The organism is Pseudomonas cyclaminis, from assembly GCF_015163715.1.
GTDB classification, from domain to species: Bacteria; Pseudomonadota; Gammaproteobacteria; order Pseudomonadales; family Pseudomonadaceae; genus Aquipseudomonas; species Aquipseudomonas cyclaminis.
This window is the reverse complement of sequence record NZ_JADDUM010000069.1, coordinates 18,511-42,871: the sequence shown is the minus strand read 5'-3', so window position 1 is coordinate 42,871 and position 24,361 is coordinate 18,511. Positions and strand designations below refer to the sequence as shown.

The 24,361-nt window shown below is 62.3% G+C and carries 11 protein-coding genes and 2 pseudogenes; 8 read left to right on the top strand and 5 right to left on the bottom strand.

Annotated elements, in window-relative coordinates; genetic code table 11:
- Positions 1-3 precede the first annotated feature (3 nt).
- The gene (locus tag IQK56_RS10895; RefSeq protein WP_122307841.1) at positions 4-633 is read left to right on the top strand and encodes a Pr6Pr family membrane protein; all 630 of its coding nucleotides are present in this window, start codon (positions 4-6) and stop codon (positions 631-633) included.
- A 27-nt stretch (positions 634-660) separates the two neighbouring features.
- Here the strand turns inward: IQK56_RS10895 and IQK56_RS10890 are convergent, their stop codons facing one another.
- Positions 661-1,428 carry a siderophore-interacting protein gene (locus IQK56_RS10890; RefSeq protein ID WP_150674866.1) on the bottom strand — a complete coding sequence of 256 codons (768 nt, stop codon included), beginning with the start codon at positions 1,426-1,428 and terminating at the stop codon, positions 661-663.
- A complete protein-coding gene (locus tag IQK56_RS10885) occupies positions 1,425-1,973 on the bottom strand; it encodes a PadR family transcriptional regulator (RefSeq protein WP_122307839.1) in 549 nt (182 codons plus the stop codon). Before IQK56_RS10885 ends, IQK56_RS10890 begins: the two co-directional genes overlap by 4 nt.
- Before the next feature lie 500 nt (positions 1,974-2,473).
- Here IQK56_RS10885 and IQK56_RS10880 point away from each other — a divergent pair, with 500 nt between their 5' ends.
- From IQK56_RS10880 to IQK56_RS10860, 5 genes are all read left to right on the top strand, one after another.
- Positions 2,474-2,974: a CS1 type fimbrial major subunit gene (locus IQK56_RS10880; protein ID WP_150674865.1), complete on the top strand. Its 501-nt coding sequence runs from the start codon at positions 2,474-2,476 to the stop codon at positions 2,972-2,974.
- 118 nt (positions 2,975-3,092) lie between these two features.
- Positions 3,093-5,612, top strand: a complete 2,520-nt coding sequence (locus tag IQK56_RS10875; protein ID WP_150760510.1) for a TcfC E-set like domain-containing protein — start codon at positions 3,093-3,095, stop codon at positions 5,610-5,612.
- A 23-nt stretch (positions 5,613-5,635) separates the two neighbouring features.
- Positions 5,636-6,862, top strand: a complete 1,227-nt coding sequence (locus IQK56_RS10870) for a hypothetical protein (protein ID WP_150760511.1) — start codon at positions 5,636-5,638, stop codon at positions 6,860-6,862.
- Between the two features lie 64 nt (positions 6,863-6,926).
- Entirely contained in the window at positions 6,927-7,685 is a 759-nt protein-coding gene (locus tag IQK56_RS10865) for a molecular chaperone (protein ID WP_150674862.1), read from the top strand.
- A 5-nt stretch (positions 7,686-7,690) separates the two neighbouring features.
- The gene (locus IQK56_RS10860; protein WP_150674886.1) at positions 7,691-8,173 is read left to right on the top strand and encodes a CS1 type fimbrial major subunit; all 483 of its coding nucleotides are present in this window, start codon (positions 7,691-7,693) and stop codon (positions 8,171-8,173) included.
- A gap of 52 nt (positions 8,174-8,225) precedes the next feature.
- Here the strand turns inward: IQK56_RS10860 and IQK56_RS10855 are convergent, their stop codons facing one another.
- Both IQK56_RS10855 and IQK56_RS10850 read right to left on the bottom strand, forming a co-directional pair.
- Positions 8,226-13,319 carry an NEL-type E3 ubiquitin ligase domain-containing protein gene (locus IQK56_RS10855; protein ID WP_193862636.1) on the bottom strand — a complete coding sequence of 1,698 codons (5,094 nt, stop codon included), beginning with the start codon at positions 13,317-13,319 and terminating at the stop codon, positions 8,226-8,228.
- Between the two features lie 164 nt (positions 13,320-13,483).
- A pseudogene (locus IQK56_RS10850) lies at positions 13,484-16,602 on the bottom strand (transglycosylase domain-containing protein).
- A gap of 182 nt (positions 16,603-16,784) precedes the next feature.
- Between IQK56_RS10850 and IQK56_RS10845 the strand changes: the two are divergent.
- Both IQK56_RS10845 and IQK56_RS10840 read left to right on the top strand, forming a co-directional pair.
- Positions 16,785-21,386, top strand: a complete 4,602-nt coding sequence (locus IQK56_RS10845) for a hypothetical protein (protein ID WP_193862633.1) — start codon at positions 16,785-16,787, stop codon at positions 21,384-21,386.
- Positions 21,387-21,654: 268 nt separating this feature from the next.
- A complete protein-coding gene (locus tag IQK56_RS10840; RefSeq protein ID WP_122307831.1) occupies positions 21,655-23,067 on the top strand; it encodes an amino acid permease in 1,413 nt (470 codons plus the stop codon).
- Between the two features lie 47 nt (positions 23,068-23,114).
- On the opposite strand, the pseudogene IQK56_RS10835 reads toward IQK56_RS10840, so the two are convergent.
- Positions 23,115-24,238, bottom strand: a pseudogene (locus IQK56_RS10835) (OpgC family protein).
- Positions 24,239-24,361: the final 123 nt, after the last annotated feature.

The window sequence follows — 24,361 nt, the reverse complement described above, 5'->3', positions numbered from 1 at the left end:
CCCATGAAGCGGTTTATAGCGGCAGCGGCACTGGCCGGTTGGGCGGGGTTGGCGATTCAGCAGTACCTGATTTTTTATTCGCGCTGGTCGACCGGCGCCAGCCTGCTGGGCGGGCTGATCAACTTTTTCAGTTTCTTCACGGTGCTCACCAACACCTTGGCGGTGGTGGTGTTGAGTTATGCGGTGATTCAACGGGATTCAGCGGCGAAGCGGTTTTTTCTCAGGCCGGCGATCAGCAGTGGGATCGCCGTGAGCATCCTGGTGGTGGGCCTGGCGTACAGCCTGTTGCTGCGGCATTTGTGGCAACCCGAAGGTTTTCAATTGCTCGCCGACGAATTGCTGCACGACGTAATGCCGGTGCTGTTTTTGATCTATTGGTGGCGGTGCGTGCCCAAGGGCTCCCTGCGCCTCAAGCACATCGGCGCGTGGGTGATCTACCCGTTGGTGTACTTCGCCTATGCGCTGTTGCGCGGGGATTTGCTCGGGCAGTATCAGTACCCGTTCATTGATGTCGGCACCCTGGGTTATCCACAGGTATTCGTGAATGCCGGGGGGATTCTGGCGGGGTTTGTGCTGATTGCGTTGGCGGTGGTGGGGCTGGATAAATACTTGAAGTCGCCGTCCTTCCAATGAGGGAGGGGCGAGCCCCTCCCTCAGGTTTCACTCGTCTTCGCTGCCCTCGGCACGCCAGTAACCAACGGCCTTGAGGAACTCCTCGTTGACTTTGTGAGTGTCCAGCAACACGCGCCGCAGCTGGCGCGACAACTTGGTTTCGGTCGCGACAAAGCTGTACAGCGTGCCGCCCGGCAGCGTCAGGTTCTGTACCGTTTGCAGCAGATTGTCCTGACCGCGCACCACCCATATCACATCCACATCGGCAGCACTGCGCAGCGTTTGCTGCTCTGCCGCATTTTCGATCTCGATCACCGCCAAGACCTTGCGCCCCGCCGGCAGTTCTTCCAGGCGGCGGCCGATGGCGGGCAGGGCGGTCTCGTCGCCGATCAGCAGGTAGCTGTCGAAGATGTCCGGCACGATCATCGAGCCGCGTGGCCCGCCGATGTACAGGTGCTGGCCGACCTTGGCCTGGTCGGCCCAGGTGGAGGCAGGACCGTCGCCGTGCAGCACGAAGTCGATGTCCAGTTCGCCGCTGGCCAGGTCATAGCGGCGAGGCGTGTAGTCGCGCATCGCCGGTTGCGGGCCGTCGCCCTTGATGCTGAAGGTCGGGCTTTGCAGCGCCGCTTGTTCGGCGGCGTTCTGCGGGAACAGCAGCTTGATGTGATCGTCGCTGCCCAGGCTGATAAAGCCCGCCAGTTCCGGCCCGCCCAAGGTGATACGGCGCATGCGCGGGGTGATGTCGACCACGCGCAGGACGTCCAGGCGGCGGCGTTTGATTTCGTGGGTAACGCGATGGATGGCTTGAGTATTCATTGAGTTTTCCCGTCAGCAATGGCTTGGGCGGTGCCGTTGAGCAGCGCTGCGACCCGCGTGATTTCTTCCGGGCTCCAGCGCCCGTGGTGCGAATGCAGGGCGTGGCGCAGGTTATGCACCGCCTCGTGGATTTCCGGTGGGCGGTCATGGCCGCGCAGCGAGCGTTTGCTCACATCCATGCGCATGCGGATACCTTCAAGGGCAATCGCCTGTTCGCTTATGAAGAGACGACCGGCGTCGGTGATTGTGTAGCGTTTTTTTCCGCCCTCGGCGTCGCCAGTGATCAATTCGCTTTCTTCAAGAAAGGTCAGGGTGGGATAGATCACCCCAGGGCTGGGGCTGTAGGCACCGTCGAACAGGGTTTCGATCTGGCGGATCAGGTCGTAGCCATGGCAAGGCTGTTCGGCGATGAGCGCCGGCAGCAGCAGTTTCAGGTCGCCCGGCGCAAAGACGCGTGGGCCTCGCCCGCCGCGTTCGCGGCCGGGGCGTTTTTCGAAGCCATCGTGGCTGTCACCGTGGTCTCGGTGGTGATGAGGGTCTCTCATTTCTGTGTGCTCTCTTTGCAGGTTTAGACATAACGTAAGATATATCTTATGGTTTGGGTATGCCTGGGCGACCAACGGTCATTCGCCGACGTGCATGGGGCGAGAGCGGTGCAACTTTTACCTTTTGCGCTATAACTATCAATTAGAGTTGTTACTCGAATTTTATGCAGGGGTTGGCTGGGTTTTATTATTTTTGTGGTACCGTTCTTACAGATTGTTCAAGTTGTTTTTAGTGTTGGGTAGTTGTGTAGTACAAATCTTACGGATGCTTTTAAAGTTTTGGCAAATTGCCATAAAATTCACGCGAGCCGCGTAGTGTAAGGGCTACGTAGTTATGGGAAGTTGCTGGCATATTTGAAATTGAAAGCGCTGGATCATGCCTGGGTGTTGTGCTGACCCCTTGCGGGCAGTCATGACTCTCATTGCAAGTTGGTCTTGTGTGTCAACGCCAAGTTCAACTTGTGGTGGTTAATCAAATACCCAAGAAACAGGTATCCACCATGTTCAAGAAGTTTGTGATTGCTGCCCCCCTGGCCGTTTTGGCACTGAGTTCGTCGGTTGCATTCGCAGCCGGTGAAGCCAACCACACCGTCAACATCACGGCCAACATCCCGACTACGGTGTTCCATGCTCAGCCACGTGATCCCAACTTCGGTCGGGACGAAACCATGAGCTACAACCTGGTGAGTGGCGAGCTGGCACCGTTGACCGCCATCTACGACCTGAAGAACACCAACGGCTCGGTCCACGCTTACATCGAAGGTGGCCCGGCCGTGTTGTTCAACGGTGTCCCTGCGCAAAACATCCCGCTGACCACCACCCTGCATGGTGTGGAGCTGAACGGCACGCCAAAGGAAGTAGTGAACGAGGCTGATTCGACCCCAGGCGTCGGCGCTCAACTGCGTATCGCGGCCGCCAAGCCTACGGCGACCCAGCGCGGTGCCTACACCTCCGCCGTGGCGCTGGTGTTCGACGCCGTACTGCCAACGCCTGCTCTCTAATGGCGTGAGTGCCCGCTGAGCCTCGCGCTCTCGGGCATTGGCGCTCAGGCCGGACTTCTGTCCCCGGGAGTCCGGCCTGTTTTTCACTTTGTCTCTTGGCTCTCAGAGTATTGCTTTCATGTTCCCGATGACGCCCATCGCGGTTGCGCTTGCGCTAGTGATTTGTACGAGTGCCTTGGCTGCGCCGACACCCATCGCCGTGACGCCCGCCAACTTGCTGACCCAGTCCCAGGGGTTGCCGGCAGGGTTTGTCGACCATTTCTTTGATGTGCCACTGGCCGTGCGGGTCGATCTTGATCAGAAATTTCTGGGAGAGGCGCTGATTGTCCTGTCCCGGGATGAGCTGGTGACGCTGCTTGAGTTCACCGAGTCGGGCGACAGCAAGGTGCCCGCCGCGATCCGTGACACCTGGCAAGGTTTGCTGGAAAAGGGCCTGCCCCTGGGCGCGTGTACCCAGTCATGCCCGCAGCAGTTGGTGTCGATGCACTACAACCTGGAAAGCTCGCAGTTGTCGATCATCACCCAGAACGTCGAGCACGCCGATGATGCGCCGCGTTACTACCAGCAGCCCGAAGGCGGTAGCCGTGGTTTGATCATCAACAACCAGCTCAACCTCAGCGGCGGCCAGGACGAAGACCTGGGCGGGCGTTATGGTTTGCAGGCCAGTGCCAGCCTGGGTAATTGGACCCAGGTATTCAACCTGCAGTTGGCCCGCCAGAGCGGTGACGAAGAGCAACTGCGCCACGCGATCCATGAGCTGTATACCCAGCGTGAACTGGAAGGCCAGTTTCTGCGCCTGGGGCATTTCACCCCCAATTCCGATGGCCTGACACGTCAGTTGCGCAGCTTTGGCGCCAGCCCCGATACGGCGCTGGGCGTCATGTACGGCAGCTCCGACAGCCTGGCCATCAATAATGCCAAGGCCAGCGTTTACCCGATCTACGTCACCGCCAATCGCCAGGCCGCCGTGGAGATTTACCGCAATGGCCTGCTGATCAACACCCAGGCGGTGGCTGCCGGTTTGCAGACCCTGGACACGCGCCCGCTGCCCGGCGGGATTTATGAAGTGGAAGTACGCCTGGTGGAAGATGGCCTGACCGTCAGCACCACCCAGGAATTAGTCTACAAACCCAGCAACTGGCGCAACGCCGATGACCGCTGGCGCTACAACGTGTTTGCCGGGCGTGAAACCAAGTTGTTCAGCAACTGGGACGAACAGGCGTCCGGGGCGATGACTGCCGGTGCCTCCGTCAACTACCTGCTGCACCCACGGGTGATTCTTGGCCTCACCGCCCGCGAGGTGCGCGAGCAACTGCAGTACGGCGGGTCGGTGGACTGGACGGTGGCCAACAACACCAGCCTTTACGCCAACCTCTATCAAACCCGCGAGCACGGCACCGGCATGGACCTGCAAGGGCTCTATACGTTCGGCGCCACCAACCTGGTGTTCAGCCACAACCGCAGCTGGCTCGACACCCGCGACACCTACGAAACCCTGCCGGACGGCACCCGCCTGCGGCGCAATACATTCGTGGGGGAAACCAGCAATTCGGCGCTGTCGGTGAACCACCGCGTCGATGCCAATAATTCCTGGAACGTGCGTGTCTCCCACAGTGAAGGTAACGCGCAAGGTGCCGGGGTTGACCTGGGCTGGAGCCGCCGCGACACGCTCATGGGCAGCGACGCCAACTGGCGATTCTCGGTGTTCGACCGCCCCGCAAGCTCGGGCACCGGTAACGAGCGCAACCGCGGTGTCGACCTCAGCCTGAGCCTGGCCCTGGGCAACGATGGCCGGCAGATTTCCGGCAGCATCGGCACGCGCACCGCCCGTGACGGTGGCCGCGACAACAATGCCTCGATCACCTATCGCCAGGACCTCACCGACCACCTGCTGCAAAGCGTCTCGGCCACGGCAATCACCGACACCTATGGCGTGGGCCTGTCGAGCATGGCCAGCTTCGACACCGATGTTGTCAGCGGTGACGGCTTCGTCCAGCGCAGCTCGTACAACGGCAACTTCACCGGCGGCATGAACCTGCACAGCACGTTTGTGGCCGGTGCCGACAAGGTGTTGCTGACCAGCCAATACCACGGTAACGGCGCGGGCATGATCATCGATGTCGAGAGCGACCTGGACAGCATTGCCCTGCGTGCCGATGACTTCAGTGGCGGCGGCGCGATCCTGCGGCCGGGGCGCAACTTCGTACCGGTGTCGGCCTACAAGAGCAGCACCGTCAATTTCGACTTTGACGGTAACCATCCACCGGCCGCGAACATTCAGCCGGCGCGCACCACCTATCACCTGAACAAGGGGGGAGTGGACTACCGCAAGATCACCGTGATGAAAACCGTCAGCGTGCTCGGGCGCTTGCTGGATGCCCAGGGCCAACCGCTCAGGGGGCACCACGTGATCAACCACGCCAGCCGTGGGGTCAGCGAAGTGGATGGGTTCTTCTCGATGGAAATGAGCGCCAGCGCGCCCACCCTGGAGGTGCGCTACCAGAACCAGTTGCTGTGCCAGTTCCGCCTGGATCCCGCCACTGCGGCCAATGAAAACGACGTGTTGATGATCGGTGACCTGCGCTGCACGCCGGACACATTGGCCGAAAACACTTCCAGCACTCAGACCGCCGGTTGAGTGCCATGACGAGAATCCTCACGATGAAGTCCTTAAACACCTTGGTCTTGGCCGTGGGCGCAGCGCTGTTGTTCAGCGCCAGCGCTTCACTGGCGGACGAGCAGATCACTGCGCGGTTTCGGCCCGACCCGGCCAACCCGATGAAGAACAACTTCGAAAACACCACGCCGATCAGCTCGATTTGTGCGGCGCATATTCCTACCCAGTGCCGGGCGTTGGGGATTTTCAGCCTCAGGGATAACGACCTCAGGGCGGATTCCAACCAGCCCATCCTTGCCAACCACGAGGATGAGCGTAAAGGCTTCATGGTCAAGGTGCCTTCGGACTGGCGTGACCTGCAAGTGACCCACACTGCCACCGGGGAAGTCGAGACCGTGCAACTACGCATCGCGGGCATCGGTTCGACGTGGTTCATTCCCCGACCGCCAGGCGTATCGACCTGGGCCAAGCCTGGATTCAGTTGGCAGAGCCAATGGCTTAATCCACCAGGCGGCTGTCGACGGACTGGTCATCTTGCTGCCGGGGTTGCTGCCGCGTCCTGGTTCTGGCTGACACCTGAAGGGGTGGGCGCTTGTGCTCGTCAACCTTCCCATGACCTGAGCTATATGCGGATCGCCACCATGGAATACGCCTATGAGCTCAGAACCCCCAACCCATTGGGAATGTCCAGTGGCCAATACACCGGCAGCATCACCTACAGCATGGGCCCGGGTGGTGATTATGACTTTGGCGACGTCATCATCCCCAATAAAAACGCCATCACCTTCAACTTCATCCTGAGCGTGGAGCACGAACTCAAGGTGGACATCCCGCCGGGCGGCAACCGTATCGAGTTGCTCCCCGAAGGTGGCTGGCAAGCCTGGCTGAACCGCGGACGCACCCCGGCGCGGCTGTACCGCGACCAGACGTTCCAGATCGCCGCCAGTTCGCGTTTCAAGATGCAGTTGGAGTGCTCGATTGCCATGAATAACACCTGTGGCCTGCGCAACGCTGCGGGTGATGAGGTGCCGGTGCAGATCGCCGTGACCCTGCCCAGCGGCATAGACGGTCGCGGCGACCAGGCGGTGATCAGGCGCCCCTTGCGGCTGGATGGCGCCGGCACCGAGTTGTTCCAGCCACTGTTCTACGTCAATAACCGGCCCGGCACCCTGCACTTCGAGGTACTCAGGGACGACATGCGCGACATGCTCGCGCAGCCGGGCAGCACCTATTCAGGCGTAGCGACGGTGGTCTGGGATTCCGAGATTTAGGCCGGCCCTGCAACACCGGCGGGCCAGCCCCGCCGTATTCAATCTTAATGAGGCGGTAGTGAACATGAAGCATGCAGTGTTATGGATCGGGTTGTGCCTGATGTCGTTGACGGCCCACGCCGGGCCGTTGATCAACGTTGGAGTGGTGTACGACTACCTGGAAGGTGATCGCAGCTCTTACCTAAAGCGTGTATTCAACGGCGGCACCAGCACCGCGTTCATCAAGGTCAATGTGCTGGAAATCCTCTACAACGAAGATGGCAGCACCCGCGAGGTGCCCGTCGCGTCGCTCACCGATGACAAGGGCGGCACCTCCAGCCGTGACGGCCTGATGGCCAGCCCGGCGCGCCTGATCGTGCCGGTGAACGGACGCCAGGGCACCCGCTTGCTGTACATGGGCCCACGGGACAAGGAACGTTACTTCCGCCTGCGCTTTATCCCCGTGGTACCGGAAAAGGACGATAACTTCGCCATCACCGACGAAGAACGGGCCGAATACAAGGACCACCTGGCTGCCGGGATCAACGTAATGGCCGGCTACGGCACGATTTTCTTCGTGCGCCCCAAAGACACGCGTTTCGAAACCCGGGTCAACGAGACGGACCAGCAATACCAACTGCGCAACGCCGGTAACAGCGTGGTAGTGCTCGACGAGTTCAACGATTGCGCGACGCAGAAAGCCACCGACTGTGTACCCACCACCAAGCACCATATCCTGCCAGGGCGGCAGTTGACGTTCGAGAAAAAACCGGGCCGTCGCTATAGCTTTCAACTGGTTGAAGGGATGGTCAAAAAACCGATGACAGTCAACAGCAACGGGTGAGCATGATGGTCAAGCAATGGGTAATTCTCAACGGGCTGATCGCCCTGGCACTGGCGAGTACCAGCGCCTTGGCGATCCAGGAACGGCACTCCTTTGAAGTCTCGGTGACCATTCCCGTACATGAGGCCTATGTACTGCCGTCGGAGCCGGACTGGATGGGCCAGGATCAACTGCTGGCCTGGAACCTGGTGACCTCCGAGTTGAGCCGCCTGCGCAAGAACTTCGACGTCAAGAACCTCAATGGCGGCATCGCGGCCCGGCTGGGCGCAGAGCCCTACCTGTTCAACGGTCGTAACCGGATCGACTTGCAGGTGCTGTTCAACCGGGTCCCGCTGACCCTGGACGCCGTCGAAGTGGTCAACGCCATGGAGGCCAGCGCGGGCCGGCGGGCGGAACTGGATATTGCGGCCATCAAGCCCGACGGCGGTTATCGGGGCGGCGAGTACTACGGCACGGTGCACCTGGTGTTTGACTTTCTCGCACCGTGACCGCAGCAGCACTGCCGGTATTTAGCCGGCAGTGGAGGTGAAGGCGCGGGGGCTATTCGTGTGCGTCGAGCAGGGCTTGGCGCGTCAAGCGGCGGGCCAGTTCCTTGTACTCATCCTCGATGTTCCGGTAGAGCCTCATCACCGTCGCATCCGACAAGGGCGCATCGTCCAGCACCACGCTATGGGGGATCACCAGCTCATCGGCCAATGCGATGAGCTGTTCGCGCAAGTGCGCCTTGCGTTCAGGCGTCACCTGGTCACTGATCCACTCTCGGTGGGCGTCCTGCAAGTCATCCAGCTGGCTGCCGGCGTGGGCGCGCTGCTCGGCTTGCGCGGTGAAGGCGTCCAAGTGAGTGTCCTGCAGGTAGCTGTACCAGAATGGTTGCTCCAGCAGGCCATCCACCAGGCCGTCGCCTTGGGACAGCTCCATGATGCTGCGCAGCGCGCTGTCGAGGTGGGCCTGGGTCACCCTGGCGGTGTTGCGGTACACCATGTGTTCGGACAGCCACGGCAGGTCGAGACGCCGCTTGAGCCCGGTCTGGTAGGCGAGGTACACCTGCACATCGTCGACCTGGTTTTCGCCGCTGCCGAATGCCTGGTCCAACCCGCCCTCGCTCTTTGGCGCGACGCGATGCCGGATCTCTTTGCGGGCCAACTGGTTGACCTGGTCCAGGTGCCACGCCTGTTTGGCCAGGGTTACCAAGTGCCGTTCGAGCAACGGGCTGTTGTCAGTCCGGATGACTTCCAGCAAGGTCTCCACACCGATGCGGTTGAACGTATGGGCGCCGGCGTCCGCGCACAGCGCCGGAGCACCCGCCAGGCTGAATATGCGGTCCAGAAACGCCGGGTTCTCATAGGCGTTGAACAACACCTGCCAGACGCGTTCGCAGAGGTCCTGGCGGCCTTGTCGAAACAGCTGCTCGTCGACATCGGTCTGGAATCCTTCGGGCGGTTGCAACAGCCGGAACATCTCGAACAGGCCCTGGGAGCCGTGCTCCGCTTCGATTTCATCCCACACTTTCTGTGCCAGCCTGCGCTGTTGCGGCGACAGGTAAGCCATCCAGTACTCGCTGTCGGTGCTGCCGCCTCGTGGTGCGGTGCGATAAGGGTCGAACCCCAAGGCGCGGCGATAAGCGACAAACCGCTGTTCATCCTCGAAGGTCAGCTTGGCCATATTCAGCCAACTGTTGGCCACGGTTTCGGCGGCCTGTGCGTCGGGCGGGAACTTGGGAATGCTGTTGATCCGGGTGTTTCTCAAGTCCAGCTCCAGCAGGGCGCGCCTTGGGCTCTCCAGGCCCGGCGGCCACTGGGTAATGCGCGTGGCGTACAGCGACAACCGACGCAACTCGGGCAACCGGCTGAGATCCGGCGCGACCTCCAGGTGGCTATGGCCCGCCAGGTTCAGGGAGCGAAGCTGCGGCATGCGTTCAAGCATTTGATAGTCGTGGGCCACCCACTTGATCGGGTTGTGGCTCAGGTTCAGTGCGGTCAGGCTTTTCATGTTCGCCAACGCGGCAGGGATGGCGAGCAGGTTGTTGTCTGCCAGGTCCAGGGTGCGCAGGTGGGGGAAGTTATCGAGAAACGGCAGGTCCGGATCCCCCAGCCGCGTACCGTTGATGTCCAGTCGGGTCACATGCTTGAAGTCTGCCCGCAGCGGCTCAAGGCGCAGGATGTAGCGGCCCAGGGTCAAGCCGCGCAAGTCCAGCAGGGTGCCGCGAGGGCTGGACCTGGAGGGGAGCAGGCGCAGGTAGGCTCCGTCTTCCCAGCAGGTGGCCAATGCCGTGATCAAATTGCTGCGCATGTGCACCTCATTCAGCGCGGCCGGGCTGCCTGCCCCGGCGCTGGTCAGGGGTTTTTTCCGAAAGGTCTGCAGGTCCTCGTGCAACAGCGCCTTGTCGGCTTTCAGCTGGTTCAGCACTTGTTCACCTTCCGGGGTTTCGAGGTAAGGCAAGACCTCTTGTATCTGCGCCTCGCTCAACCGCGGGCACAGCGTGCTCAGGGTTTCCCTGGGGCGGGGCGGCCGGGGCGGTTGCCTGAGGATCCAGCGGCGGAAGGCGCCGAACATCGGTTTTTGCAACAGGCGCTGTGTGGTGTGCGGGTCCGCTGGTGGCAGGGGGGCGTCCGCGATCACGCTGCGGCGTTCGGCCGGTGGTGCGAGTTGCGCCTTGAGCCATGCCTTGAAACGCTCGCCTTGACCGGGCCGGTAGTCGAGCGTGTCCGGCGGGACAATGCGCAATAACGCCTCATAAAAGTCATACGACAGCTGGGGCGATGAAAGCGCCGCCCCCTCGAGTTGGTAACGCCCCTGACCCTTATACAAAAGGATCTTTTTTGTGCCCGCGTCGTCCGGCCCCACCTGGCAACGTACGCTGCCGCTGGGCGTCTGTTCGTGAATGGTAATGTTCAAGTCGCCCAAGGCATCGGTGTGCAGGCGCACGATATTGAGGGCCATGCGCTCGGTGTCCGGGGTCAGCAGGGCGTCGTGGTAGAAGCCTTCACTGGCATGGCTGGCGCGGACTTCGTTGGCCAGTTCCCGGGCCAGGTTTTTCAGGCGCAGGGGGATGCGCTGTTCACGGTTCATCACGCTCAGCTCTCGGGGCGAGGTGCGCAGCAGCAGGGTGGTCACCAGGTCTTTGGGCAGTTGCGGGAACTGCTGTTGAATCAGTTGGCCCTGGGGGGTGTTGAGCGCTTCGCGGGTGCTGTAGAGATGGTTGAACACCGCCGTGTTCTGCTGCACCAACGCGTTGGCCAGGTGCTTGCGCAGTGCCTGGACGTGTTCGGGCAGGCTTTGCCCTTGCGGCGTTGCAAGCAGGGCCGTCCGCTCGGGTTCGCTGAGGAAAGCGATGAGCTGTTCGGGCCACTGGCCGGCTTCCACCGCCTGATGGCTGAGGCGCAGGGTGTTGGCCTCGGTGGTATCCGTGGCGCCGTAGACCATGGCGTGGCCGGTCAAGTCGCTGTTGAGGAACACCTGGATGGCTTTGTTTGATGGCCAACCCTGAAGCTCAGTGGTGGTTTGCACCGCCCAGTTGGTCGGCAGGTCCGTCCTGGACCCGGTGCGAACCTGCTGCGGGGCGCCCTCGAGTTGCTGGTGCAGCTTTATCCGCTTGAGGCTGTCGGCCAACAGCGGCGGGAGACTGTCGCGCTGGGCGTACATCATGCGCAAGGCGCCGTCGTGGGTGCCGCTGGTCTGGCAGGCCTGTTCGAGTTGGGCGGCGCTGAGCCCCTCCACCGCAGGCCCGAGGCGCCGGCGTAGCGTCTCGCTGTCCCAGGTGTCAGGGGCCTCGCCTTCATGGGTCCAGGCGCCGCTGGTGTGATGGTCGATGCTGGGTGAATAGGCATCGGGACGGGTAGGGTGCTTGATGCGGTGGGTAGGGGGGTTGGCGTCATGTTCGACGATGTAATGGCGGTTATCCAGCGACAGGACTTTCTGGTTCTGGTGCGTATGCAGGCCAAGTTCATCGGGCTGTGAGTCGCTCGCCAGTTGCAGGTTGTCGTGGGCATAAGGCGCCAGGTCCGGGTTCCACAGGCGCTGGCGCCCGCCGACTTCAACCGCACGCAAATTATCGACGAACAGCGAGCGTCTGAAGGTGCTCGCGACTTCTCCACCGACGGCGAAAAGTGCCAGCTGGATCGCATCGGTGGTCACCGTGACGAGGTGTTCGGCGGCTTCTATCACCTGCCCTTCGGCCAGGTCCACCAGGCCTTCGATCACATCGCTGGTCAGCTGGTAGGCGGTGTACGCCAGCATCAACTCGCCGAGGAAGGGCACGAACGGTGTGACGACCAGCAGCGCGACATTGAACATGTCCGAAAGGATTTTTGTGAAGTTATCCCACCAGGCCCAGCGCTCTGCTTTGTCGGCGTCAGCCGTAGGCACCGCGATGCTGCGTGCGTCGTTGAATATCTTGTTGAAGGATTGCTGGTAGCGGTACTCCCATAGATCACCCTCGATGGCGGGGGAGGAGAAGCGCAGGTTGGGATTGTCCAGCGGCGCTTCCCGCCACTGAGGGCGCGGGTCCAGTGGCTGCGCCAGGTGCCACTGCACGTTGGACAGGCGCTGGTTGAGCCCGGCAAAGAAGTGCCCACGTTGACCATGGTCGACAAACTGGCTGAAGAACTGTTGGTAGGTTTGCCCCTGGCGGGACGCTATCGGTGCATTGGTTTGCAGTTTGCGCGTCAGGTCGAGCATGAACGCCACGCTGGAGCTGTACTCCTTGAGAGGGCTCTCGGGGTCATGGGGGATGTAGGCGATCAGTTTCGATACGCTGGAAACCCGATCCAGATCAGCGGCGATCAGCAGGATGCCGCTCAATGAAGCATCCAGGATATGCAGTTGATAAAACTGCATCACGCCCCGTTCGCCGCGCAGCGTGCGCATCAACACGTGGTAGGCCGCTTTGCTCAGTGGCGGCATCGGTTGCCCGGCGGTGTGCAGACACGCCAGTTCCGCTGCGGCCCTGAGCGCGGCTTTCTGGCTGGCGATGACCTGGTTTTTCAAGGTGCTGCGGGCGCCAAGATCCGCCGGCAGCAAGTAGTCGTTCAGGTGTTGCTGGTAGCGTGCGCCGAGGTCCAGTTCACGGCACAAGGCCTTGAACTGTGGAATGGACATCGTGTTGCTCAACGCCAGGGGTTGGAAGTGGCCACGGTGGTCGGGGCGGGTGATGTAGCTGGAGTCGCTTTCGAAGGATTCGCCGGCGGCAAAGTTATGCAAGGCTGCGTCAAGCAATGACACCTTGCGGCTGGTCACACCCTTGGAAAAACTGTGGGCGTACCAGGGCAGTTGCTTGGCGATATACAGGTTCAGAAACGTTGCGTTGACGTCCAGGTCGAGGCGGTACGTGTCCAGGAGGGCTTTTTTCAGCAGGGGTTCGGCAAAGGCGTACACGTCCTGTACGTCGCGCAGTTGTCGGTCCACCGCGTTCTGCGCACGCCAGCCGTCGGCATTGGCCGTCTGCAGGGCCTGGTGCTGTGCCGGTGTGGCGCGGGTGTAATCGGGCAGCCGAGAAAGGTCGGCGGCACTCATCTGATGGGCTCGGGCCAGTGAGGCCGTGGAGAGCCAGTCCGGGAGGGTTCGTTTGATCAAGTCATAGTGCGGGCCTTTATAGGCGCGCGCAGGCGTGCTCGAAGGCAGTGAGCGTATCGGCATTAAGGTCAACTCGTTAAGTGGCTCGAGTGCTTAGCCTATCCGCCGACGTTCACACCAAACGTTCACCATAGTGCCGCTGAGTGGGGGTTGAAGTGTGCTGGCTATTGGGTGTTCGAATGCAAAATCTATATAACTGACACCCTTGCGCAATAAGACCGGGCGGTTCATTGGCGCTGTGCACTCAACGTAGCGGGAGCGCCCCCTGGCAGGCACAGCGTCCGGCTACCGGGCTGCAAATAGGGGGTGAGCAGCGGCGCCATGCCCTTGAGTACTTGCACCGGCAACGCCGAAGTGAAGGTGAAGCCTTGGGCCGAGGCGCCGGGGACGAACGCGGTCAGCGTGCCGAAATGGCGGTCACCGATATAGAACACAAAGGTGGCAGTGCGGTTGATCGCCTTGGAGCTGAGGATGCGCCCGCCGGCGCCGATGGCTTCGATGCGGTTGTCGCCGGTGCCGGTCTTGCCGCCCATGGCCAGGGGCGTGCCGTCAGCCAGTTTGAAGCTGCCGGCCACACGCTTGGCGGTACCGGCGTCCACCACTTGGGACAAGGCCTCGCGCAGGGCGCTGGCGACTTCACTGGGCATGACCCGCTTGCCCCGGTCCGGGTTGTTGACCAGGCGCGTTTCATACGGGGTTTGCGCAGCAAAATGCAGGCTGTCGATACGCACGGTCGGCTCGCGCACGCCGTCATTGAGAATGATCCCGACCAGTTCCGCCAGGGCCGCCGGGCGGTCGCCCGAGCTGCCGATGGCCGTGGCCAGGGACGGCACCAGGTGATCGAACGGGTAGCCAACAGCCTGCCAGCGTTGATGAATATCGAGGAAGGCTTCAATCTCCAGCATGGTGCGGATGCGGCTGTCGCGGGCGCTCTTGTGGCGGCTCTTGAACAACCAGCCATAGACTTCCTGGCGTTCGTGCTCGCTGGCGGCGACGGCCTGGGTGAAGGTGGCGTCGGGGTGGTTGAGCAGGTACCCCAGCAGCCACAATTCCAGCGGATGGACCTTGGCGATATAGCCTTGGTCCGGCAGGTCGTAGGCGCCGGGGCCATAGTCGTTGTAGAGCTTGGCCAGGCGTTCGTCGGTGAGTTTTTCCGGGGCTTTGGTGGGCAAGTGCGCCCGCACGAAACGGTTGAAGCTGTCCTGGTTGGCCTGTGGCAGCAGGTAACGGTGCACTGCCGCCAGGCGCATGGCGGTGGGGTGCATGCTGTCGAGGAAGGTGTCGAGGCGGGCCTGGGTGTCTTTGTTGCGGTAGCGCTTCCAGAACCGCAGCAGGAAGGTGGTGCCCTCGCGGTCGGCGAACTGGGCCAGGTATTCCTGGCGACGCGGGTCGTTGTCATCCTTGAGCAGTTCGGCGCTGTTGTTGGGGCCTTGATAGGTGCTGTAGCGCACCAGGTCACGCATCAGGCGAATGAACGGCAGGTTGATCGACTCACGCAGGGCCTCCCGCAAGGTGGGGTTGCGGCCGTTGTCTTCGTTGCGAAAGTTATTGAAGTGATGCAGGCCGCCGCCGGTAAAAAAACGCTCGCCGGGACTGGCCGAATACTGCCGGTTGAGCGCCGCATCGAGCATCTTCGGCAGGCTGCGGTCGCTGTTTTGCGCCAGGTAATCCACGGCCCAGCGCGACAGGCGATCCTGCTCGTCGACGCTGACGGTTTTCAGCGCGGCGGGGCTCTGGTCGGCATAACGGTCGTGCAGCTCGCTGATGATTTGCAGGTAGGTGGTGAGTACCCGCAGCTTGGCGGTGGAGCCCAGTTCCAGCTTGCTGCCTTCGTTGATGTCGAAGGGTTGGTCGGTGTTGTCAGTTTGTACCCGCACCCGTGCGCCGTCGGCGGTCATCTCATAGAGGGTGAAGCTGTAGCGCACTTGGGCCGTGCTGGCGGGCGTCAGCAGGCGCGGGCCGAGCAGGCCGATCTGCCCGGCAAAGGCAGGCTGCGCCAATTGCTTGAGGTAGGCCGTGGCCTGGTTTTGCAGATCGTCCTGCAAGGTCGTGGTGGCTGACAGGTCAAGGCGGTCCAGGTCGTACAGCGGGCGGTTGAGCAGGGCGGCCAGGCGACTGCGGGCGACGCTGATGCCTTTGTTGGTTTCTATCGGTTGAATCGTCGGTTGCTGCTGCCAGTCGCGATAACTCACACGGCTGGCCAGGGCCGCATCGGCCAAGGCCGGTTCGAGGACATTGTTCTGCATCAGCAGGCGTATATGACTGTCGGTCAGGGTTTCCAGCTCGGCCTGGCCCCTGGACAGGTAATGCGACGGCCGGCGCTGGGCGATCATCAAGGACAACACCTCGCGCAGCGCCAGGCCTTTTTGCGTGAGGTGTTGCGCGGAGTTGTCGGCGAGCAGCGCGTTGGTGCGGTTGAAATCGGCGCCGTACCACACCCGCAGTCCTTCGGCCATGCCGTGCACTTCGCCGTGGCCGGGCACGGCGGACAACGGCACGCTGTTGAGGTAGTCGCGCACGATGTTCTGGCGTGCCGGCAAGGTCTGCGGGCCGTCTTGGTATGCGCGCACGCTGGCGGAAAACATCTGGCGCAATTTCTCGCCGCCGGACACGTCAGGCCGTCGGGCGAGTGGCGGTATTTTTCCAACTGGGTGGCCAGGGTGCTGCCGCCGGCCGTCTGCCCCGGCACATGCAGCAGCTTGGCTATTTGTGACCAGGCTGCCTTGGCGAAACGCGGCCAGTCCACCGCCGGGTTGGCCTCAGGTTGCGCGGGGTCGAGCAGCTCGCGGTTTTCGATAAACAACAGGCTGTTGACCACCACCGGCGGAATCGCGGCGAAGTCCTGATATGACTGTTGTGGATACGTGAAGTGGTACAGCGGCTCGGCCCGGCAGTCGTTGATCGAAAGGCCTGCCTGGATCTTTTCGGCATAGGGCACGAACAGGCCGCGCTCGGTGTACGCCATCAACGGCGCAGAAAACCGTACCTGGCTTTGAATCAGGTAATTGCGCTTGAGCAGGCGCGGCAGAAACTCATCCAGGTCGCTGTAACCCAGGCGTTTGTCGAAGGGGCCGTCACCGGGATAGACCATGGCATCGCTGGGGCCGGGCTCCAGCGTGTAGCCCAGCGTCGCGGCCAGGTGACTCAGTTTCTGCGCCTGCCAGTGCGACGTGCGCATTTCACGCTGGGCGGCGTAACCCGCAGCGATCAGCGCGATCACCAGCAGCAGCCACACCATTCGCCACCGATACAACTGCTTGCGGGGGCGTCGTGGCAATGGCTGTTCATCCAGGCTGTCGGTGGGAGCCGCAGTCTTGGTCGAATCGGTTTGCCATAAAGCGCCCATAGTCGATTGATCCATCCCGGCAGATTGATCGGACTTGCTTGAAGCTTAGACGCTGATTGGCGCGGCCGAGAAATTTGTCGGGGGGCTGGCGCTACCCGGCTACCACAGCCGGGGCGACGGTGTTCCTTAACGTGCGGGGTTTATCGGACCTATTTCAAGGTCGTCATAAGGAAGACCACCCCATGCCCGAAACACCTTCATTGCGCCGTGCCCACATCGAGCAAATCGTCCGTCTGTTTTCCGGCGCTGCGACGCTGCGCGAAGTCGCGATCAAGCAGGTGCAAGCCACTCTGAATCGACGCTTCCCCAGTCTCAACCTGCTGGCCGGGCGCGTCGCCATCGGCACCCCGATGCACGCTGACCAGTACGACTACAGCCCCCTTGCCAACGAGGTCATGGTGCGTCTGACCGGCACACGGCCGGTGCGTTATATCGAGGGTTACCATCAGGTGTTTGTGCATCAACGTGAAAGCCATGTGCCTGGTGGCCCGCCATTGGCGGATATCGAAAAGCTCGTCAACCAACTCGGGGCGTCGCTGCTGGAGGACTGGCTGGCACACCTGCAGGACTGGTGGCGTGAAACGCTGCCGGTGGACACGACTCGCTGGGCCTATCTGTCCGATGACCTGCTGGCGCTGTTGTACGACAGCCAGCAGCCGCCGGGCATGGATGCGCAGCAATTCGCCAGGGTATTTCCACCTGCGGCGCTGCGGGCCAGTCGTCCTGATCGGCAATGGAGCCTGCACGGCGCTTCGTTGCAGGTCCAGACCTTGCACGTGCGGCCCAAAGGCACTGTGCAGACGCCGCAGATGCTGCCGCTGTTGATCCTCGATCACCGGTTATTCGGCGCCGAGTTGCGCACGTTGCTGCTGTTCAGTCCGGCGACCGGCCTTCATCCGCTCACGCGGCTGGCGGACATCGAAGCCTTGATTCCCGACTATCTGAGCCAGCATCAGGCCGGTCAGGCGCTGGAATGGTTTGTCCAGGAACCCTGGGGCGATCCGTTCGATGCGCTGGCCGCCAGTTATGCCGAACGCCAGCGCACGGAGGTGCTGGCCATTGACCGTACGGTGCCGCGCTCACCCGATCAGTTCCAGCAGCTGCTCGACCATGTGACGGACCCTTGGCGCTGGTTCGCGTCAACGCTGACCCCCTTTCAACAACGGGTACAGGATCATCTGCCGTTGTGGCTGATCCACGCCTCGGCGGCAGACAGCCTGGCCTACGCCCGTGCGCTCCAGGCCCTGGTCGTGGCGCAGGCCTCGGCGGGCGGGCGGACCTTTTTGGACGGCATTGCCCCGATCCGGACCTTCGCCGCTCAGGCCCTGACGCGCTGCCTGCGCAAGGAGCCCAAGGCCACCGGCATCGCGCCGGATGATATCGAGCTGAGCTACCAGATCGTGACGGCGGCCATGACGCCGGGCGGCTTTGCCAGCGGCGAGGTGCACCGGGAAACCCTGAGCCTGACGGACCTGGCCTTGGCCAATCTGGGTGGTTTTCCCCACGTGCCGTCGGCGATCAGCGTCAAGGATGCCAGCGCGCCCGCCTGGCTTACGGCGGCCTTGCTGAAGGGCTGCGTGACTGAAGTGGATATCGGTCAGGCGTACCCTGCGCTGCTCAAGCAAACGCTGAGCGACGACCCTGTCGAACGGCCGCGCCGCGAAGCGTTGTTTATCCAGCAGGTGCGTGCGCAGTTGCCGCTGCTGGCGGTGCAGATGAAGATCAAGGGCGAGAATGGCTTGACCGAGGCCGGGTATCGCCTGGTGCAAGCGGCGGTGATGCAGCAACCGGAGGCGGCGTTCTGGCCGTTGGCATTCAAGGCCACGCCCTCCTCATCGGCGGACACCGTGGTGAATATGTATATGATTGGCGCCCGGGGTTCCGAGCAGGGGCCGCAGTTGCTCTATCAGCCGTTGTTCAGCCCCAGCCTGCGCGAGTTTTCATCCAGCGCGGCGCTGTTCGAGGCGATAAAGACGTCGGGCCCCTTGCAGGACCTTGTGCTCGCCTGGCTGCCGCCGACGCGCCAGGCGGTGTATGCCAATGGTGGTTTTCAGGAGCCCCATGTACGGCACTTTCTCGCCGGCGACGAGTTCAGTGTCCCCGAGCGTCCGGCGCCGGCCACACTCAGCAGACACCCGCTGGCCGCAGACCCTTTGGTTCAGGTGTTCGCCTCCACGGTCCAGGCGCTGGTCAGCCTGGCGCAGGCGCAGTCGGTGTCCAATGCCGAGCAGCGCTGGACGACCTTGAAAGAGGGCGGCTGGCTGCTGTTCAACAGCCTGTTGCCGTTTATCAGAGGGCCGGTGGCGCTGGCGGGGTGGATGCTTCAAGTGATGGACGGTGTCCAGCAAGACGTGCCGGCCATCAGTAGCACTGAGCCGGCCGCGCAGGCCCAGGGGCTCATGGACCTGCTGAGTAACCTGGTACTGATTCTGGCGCATCGGGTTTCGCCCCATGAATCGCCACCTACGCTGCAACTGCAACACCCGGCGTTCAAGCCGACCCCGCCAAGGCAGGCTCCGACCACACTGGTACGCGGCCCGCTCGATGTGCCCTTGCGCTCGCCCGGAGGCTGGAGCAATGCACGCGACACCCTCACGCCGCCGCTGCGAGCCCGTCTCGAACGGCTGAGCCTCAGGGCATTGCCTGTGTCTGAAGGATTGCCCGGGGCGCAGGTGGGTGGGCGGCTCAATGGGCTGTTGTTCAACGCCGCCGCGCAGCCGCCGCAGTGGCAGGTCCCCGTGCGCGGCCACGTGTATCGGGTGCAGGTCGGGGACAACAGTGTGCGGGTCATCAGTGCCGATGGCCGCGAACTGGGCCCATGGCTGCGGTTGTTGGACACGGGTGTCTGGGATGTGGATTTGCGCCTGCGTCTGCTGGGTGGGCAAGCTGATACCCCGACAAAGCTGCCGGATACCGAGTCGCGTCACCAGCAATTGGAGCGGGATTACCTTCAGTACATCCAGCGTCGGGAGGCTGCGAACCGCGCCATGATGGTGGCTTACCAGCTCAAACACAGCACAGCGGCCATCACCGAGCAGCAGCGCGCCACGGCGGCTAGCCGCTATGCCCAAGAGCTGCGCAATAAGCTGGATGCCTCACGGCAGGAGTTGCAGTGCCTTAAGGACTTACAGGCCCTCAAGGCCCGACCGAATTATGAAGGGGAACTGTCGACCACGCTTGAGGGGCTGGTTCTCAACCTGCGGCAACTGCTGCAACAGGCCCGTGAAACCACGGTCGCGATCAATCATCGTTTGGTGCCCGCGCTCAAGCAGGTGGAGTCCGAGAGCGTAGAGGAGGCCTTGTCGGACAGCAATCAACAGGCCCACCTCGCGTTGAACAAGGGCATGCGCGAGTTGGCGGACAGCAATGGCGATGCCATCGAGTGGCGTACTCAGGAACTCAATTTCTTGCAGGCGTTGGAGCGCGTGCCCAAGTACGGGCCGGACAAAGCCCGCGCCTTGCTGGCAAACAAACCGGCAGGCCCGACGGTACTGGAGTTGCAGTCGTTGCAGGTGACGACCCTGTGGGCGGTGGCGCTCAATACGGAAGGTGCGAGGTTGGACGATGACTTCTTCCAAAGCCTGGACGACACCATTCACCGCGCCCGCTGGGCCAGCAGTTCCCAGGCGCAACTGGACGAATTGGCCCCCCACAGCACCCAATTGCGTATCGAGTTGTTGGAGAGTTTCAACCGTGCCTACGCACTGACGGATGACCGCATCGAATTCTGGCGGGCGATGGAGCCGGACAAATTCCACCTCGTCTACCTGGAAAAATTGCAGCGGTTGTTCACTCAATTGCACGCCGAGGTCGAGCGTGAGTTGGCCGCGACGCTGGTGCCCGCTGCGCCTGCTCCTGCACCGGTCCCTCGTGCGGCGCGAAAAAGAGTCATCCGCACACGCAACCAGGACTTGTACGTTGCCCGGATCACGCAGACAACCGGCGAGCAGCCGGTCGAGGTGGCCGAAGTGCTCGATAACCAGGATGCCGTGATCGCCTCCTTCACTCACGCTGCCGATGGGGTCTGGGAGCCGGTCACCCCGGCGGCTCAGGCACAGGCGGCGCCGTTACCCAATCTCAATCGCTTGATTCAACGGGGCGAGGCGTTGCGGGCGCCGGTGGAGCAGGCGATTGGCGAAGTGTTGAAGATGGCACGTACCGCCAACGAACCCCAGTCGCTGCAGGACATTCTGGAACAGCGGGCGGGCAAATTACGCCAGTGTGCCGATGCCCTTCACCGACGCTTGCAACAGGGTGAGCCGGCCCGCCTGAGCGCGACCCAGCAGGCGCGGGCCAGGACCGTGGCCGCCGAGTTGCGAGCCGATGCCGACCGCCTGACCGAGCAGGGTTTGCAGGCGCGGCTGAATACGATCAAGTCCCGCCCGCCGACGCAGTCCGGCCTGGACGTACTGGTCAGCCATCATGAGGCGAGCATCTTGCGCCAAGGCGGGCGGGTCGCGCTGGCCGGCAGCCCCACAGATTGGCTGCAGGCCTACGTAGTGATGGACGTGCACACGCGCCGGCCGCTGTGCTACGGGCATTTTCACTATGCACGCGAAACCGGGCCGGACGACCACTTCACTGCCGCTCACCTCAAGACACCGGTGCAGCACCGCATGGGCAAACAGTCCCAGGCGCAGGCCCAGGCCCAGGCATTTGCCCGTATCCAGGCCGGGCAAGGCGGTCGGGCCCAGCAGACATTGGAGATTCACCGTGGCGAGATCAACCTGCGAATGGCGCGCCGGCTGTTCTTTCAGGCGCCGATGTGGACGCGTGAGTGGTAAGCGCATACGGCATTTGCCTGCAAGGACGCACCATCGCTGTGCGATACTCCCACCGTGCAATGGACGTTATCCGGGAATTCCCGCTGAATATTGCCATTTATAGAGTGAAAATCACTGGGTTGAGCTTTTTATACTGCATCCCCCTGATCTGGCCCGGCCAGACCGGTTTGCCCAAAAAGTGAACCGGGAACGGTCCCCCGCGACAGACCCGTCGCGAGGGCCCGGACTCGGAGGCTCATATCCAATAACAAGACGAGGTTGTATCCCTATGCCAGTCGGCAATCACCTGCCCCAGGGCGAGACCGCTTCGGGCGGCCCGCTCAAACGCGAACTGGGCGAGCGGCATATTCGCCTCATGGCCCTCGGCGCCTGTATCGGTGTCGGCCTGTTCCTCGGTTCGGCCAAGGCCATCGAAATGGCCGGTCCGGCCATCATGCTCTCCTACATCATCGGTGGCCTGGCCATCCTGGTGATCATGCGCGCCCTCGGTGAGATGGCCGTGCACAATCCGGTGGCCGGCTCCTTCAGTCGCTATGCACAGGATTACCTCGGCCCGTTGGCAGGCTTTCTGACCGGCTGGAATTACTGGTTCCTGTGGCTGGTGACCTGCGTGGCGGAGATCACCGCCGTGGCGGTGTACATGGGCGTGTGGTTCCCCGATACGCCGCGCTGGATCTGGGCCCTGGCGGCGCTGATCAGCATGGGCACCATCAACCTGATCGCGGTCAAGGCCTTCGGCGAGTTCGAGTTCTGGTTCGCGTTGATCAAGATCGTCACCATCATCGCGATGGTGATCGGCGGCGTGGGCATCATCGCGTTCGGTTTTGGCAACGACGGCGTGGCCTTGGGGATTTCCAACCTGTGGGCCCATGGCGGCTTCATGCCCAATGGCGTGCAGGGCGTGCTGATGTCCCTGCAAATGGTGATGTTCGCCTACCTGGGTGTGGAAATGATCGGCCTCACCGCCGGTGAAGCGAAGAACCCGCAGAAGACCATCCCCAATGCCATCGGCTCGGTGTTCTGGCGGATCCTGCTGTTCTACGTCGGCGCGCTGTTCGTGATTCTGTCGATCTACCCATGGAACGAAATCGGCACCCAGGGCAGCCCGTTTGTGATGACCTTTGAGCGCCTGGGCATCAAGACCGCTGCCGGCATCATCAACTTCGTGGTGATCACGGCGGCGCTGTCGTCGTGCAACGGCGGCATCTTCAGCACCGGGCGCATGCTCTACAGCCTGGCGCAGAACGGCCAGGCCCCGGCGACCTTCGGCACCACCTCCAGCAACGGCGTTCCGCGCAAGGCGCTGCTGTTGTCCATCGGCGCGTTGCTGTTGGGCGTGTTGCTCAACTACCTGGTGCCGGAAAAAGTCTTCGTCTGGGTGACCTCGATTGCCACCTTCGGCGCGATCTGGACCTGGGTGATGATCCTGCTGGCCCAGCTCAAATTCCGCCAGGGCCTGAGCCCGGCTGAACGTGCCGGCCTCAAGTACCGCATGTGGCTGTACCCGGTCAGTTCGTACCTGGCACTGGCCTTCCTGGTGTTGGTGGTGGGCTTGATGGCGTACTTCCCGGACACGCGTATTGCACTGTATGTGGGGCCGGTGTTCCTGGTGCTGCTGACGGTGTTGTTCTACGTGTTCAAGTTGCAGCCGACGAACGCGGCGGCGCGTTCAGCGGCCTGATAGCTGGACGGACAACAAAAAGCCCCTTGATCGGGGCTTTTTGTTTTTCAGGCCTGGGCCATTTTTGTGGATTGGTTCAGGCGTTTGTTGAACTCCAGCCAGGCCCCCAGCAGGGCCATCAACGCAGTGCCTGCCAGAGCGGTCAAAATCTGCATGGCGAACGCGTCGCCGGCCAGGGCGTTGACCATGTCCGCCAACGGCGCCAGCAGCACGCCGAGGCAGAACACCTCCAGGGAGTAGCGGCCCATGCGGCAGGTTTGTTGTGCCAGCCAGTTTTGCGTCCAACCGCGGCCCGGCAACAGTTTGGCGGTGACGTAGGCCAGGGCCAGGAAGTGCAGCAATCGCACCGGCGACAGGTCGGTCTTGCTGATGGGGTACAGCAGGTCACTGACGGCCGATGGCATCCACGCGTCATGGATCTCGGGCCAGCGCCACGACAGGGTGATCACCCCGGCGGCCAGCACGTAGGCGGCTGCGGCAATGAACAACGGCTGTCGGGATAGGGCCCGGTGTTGCAGCGGACGTGGCTGGCTGGCATGAATCGCCGCTGCGCCGCCGAGCACGAACAGCAACTGCCAGGTGACCGGGTTGAAGTACCACACGCCGTCGGCAATCGCCCGCAGGTTCCAGCCCATCCACGGCGCGAGCAGGTACACCGTCATCGACGCGCCCACCACCAGCCAGGTCTTGCGCAGCACAACGGCAATACCAGCGACAGGCCGGCCAGCAGCACGATGTACAACGGCAACGGGTCCATCAGGTTGGGCTTGAAGCGCAGCAGCAACTCGTCGGTCAGCGCCTGCTGCGGGTGGGTGACGAAGTGCGTCAGGCCCATCTCTTCGACGAGGTCGCGGGTTTCCACATGGCTGTTGGCGAAGAACACGATGCCCATCAGCATCGCCAGCAAAAAGATATGCACCACGTACAACACCCAGGTGCGCCGCAGGATCTTCAGGCCAGCCATCCAATAACCCTCGCGCTGCAGGACCTTGCCGTAGGCCAGCACCGAGGCATAGCCGGCCAGGAACACGAACACTTCGGCGGCATCGCTGAAGCCGATGTTGCGCAAGGTGATTTGACCGAGGGGGTTGTGGGGGACGTGATCCCAGAAAATGAAGATCAACGCCAAGCCCCGAAAAAAATCGATGCGTGGGTCGCGTCCGTTCAGCATGGCAGCGGGCTCTTGAACAAGTAGGTTTATTAAGGACAGGCAAGCGGCGGTTATGTCGTACGCCGTGCGTCGGGCGGGCGCAGGTTGGCGTTATTTGTAGGCAATTGCAAAGGTTGGGTATTA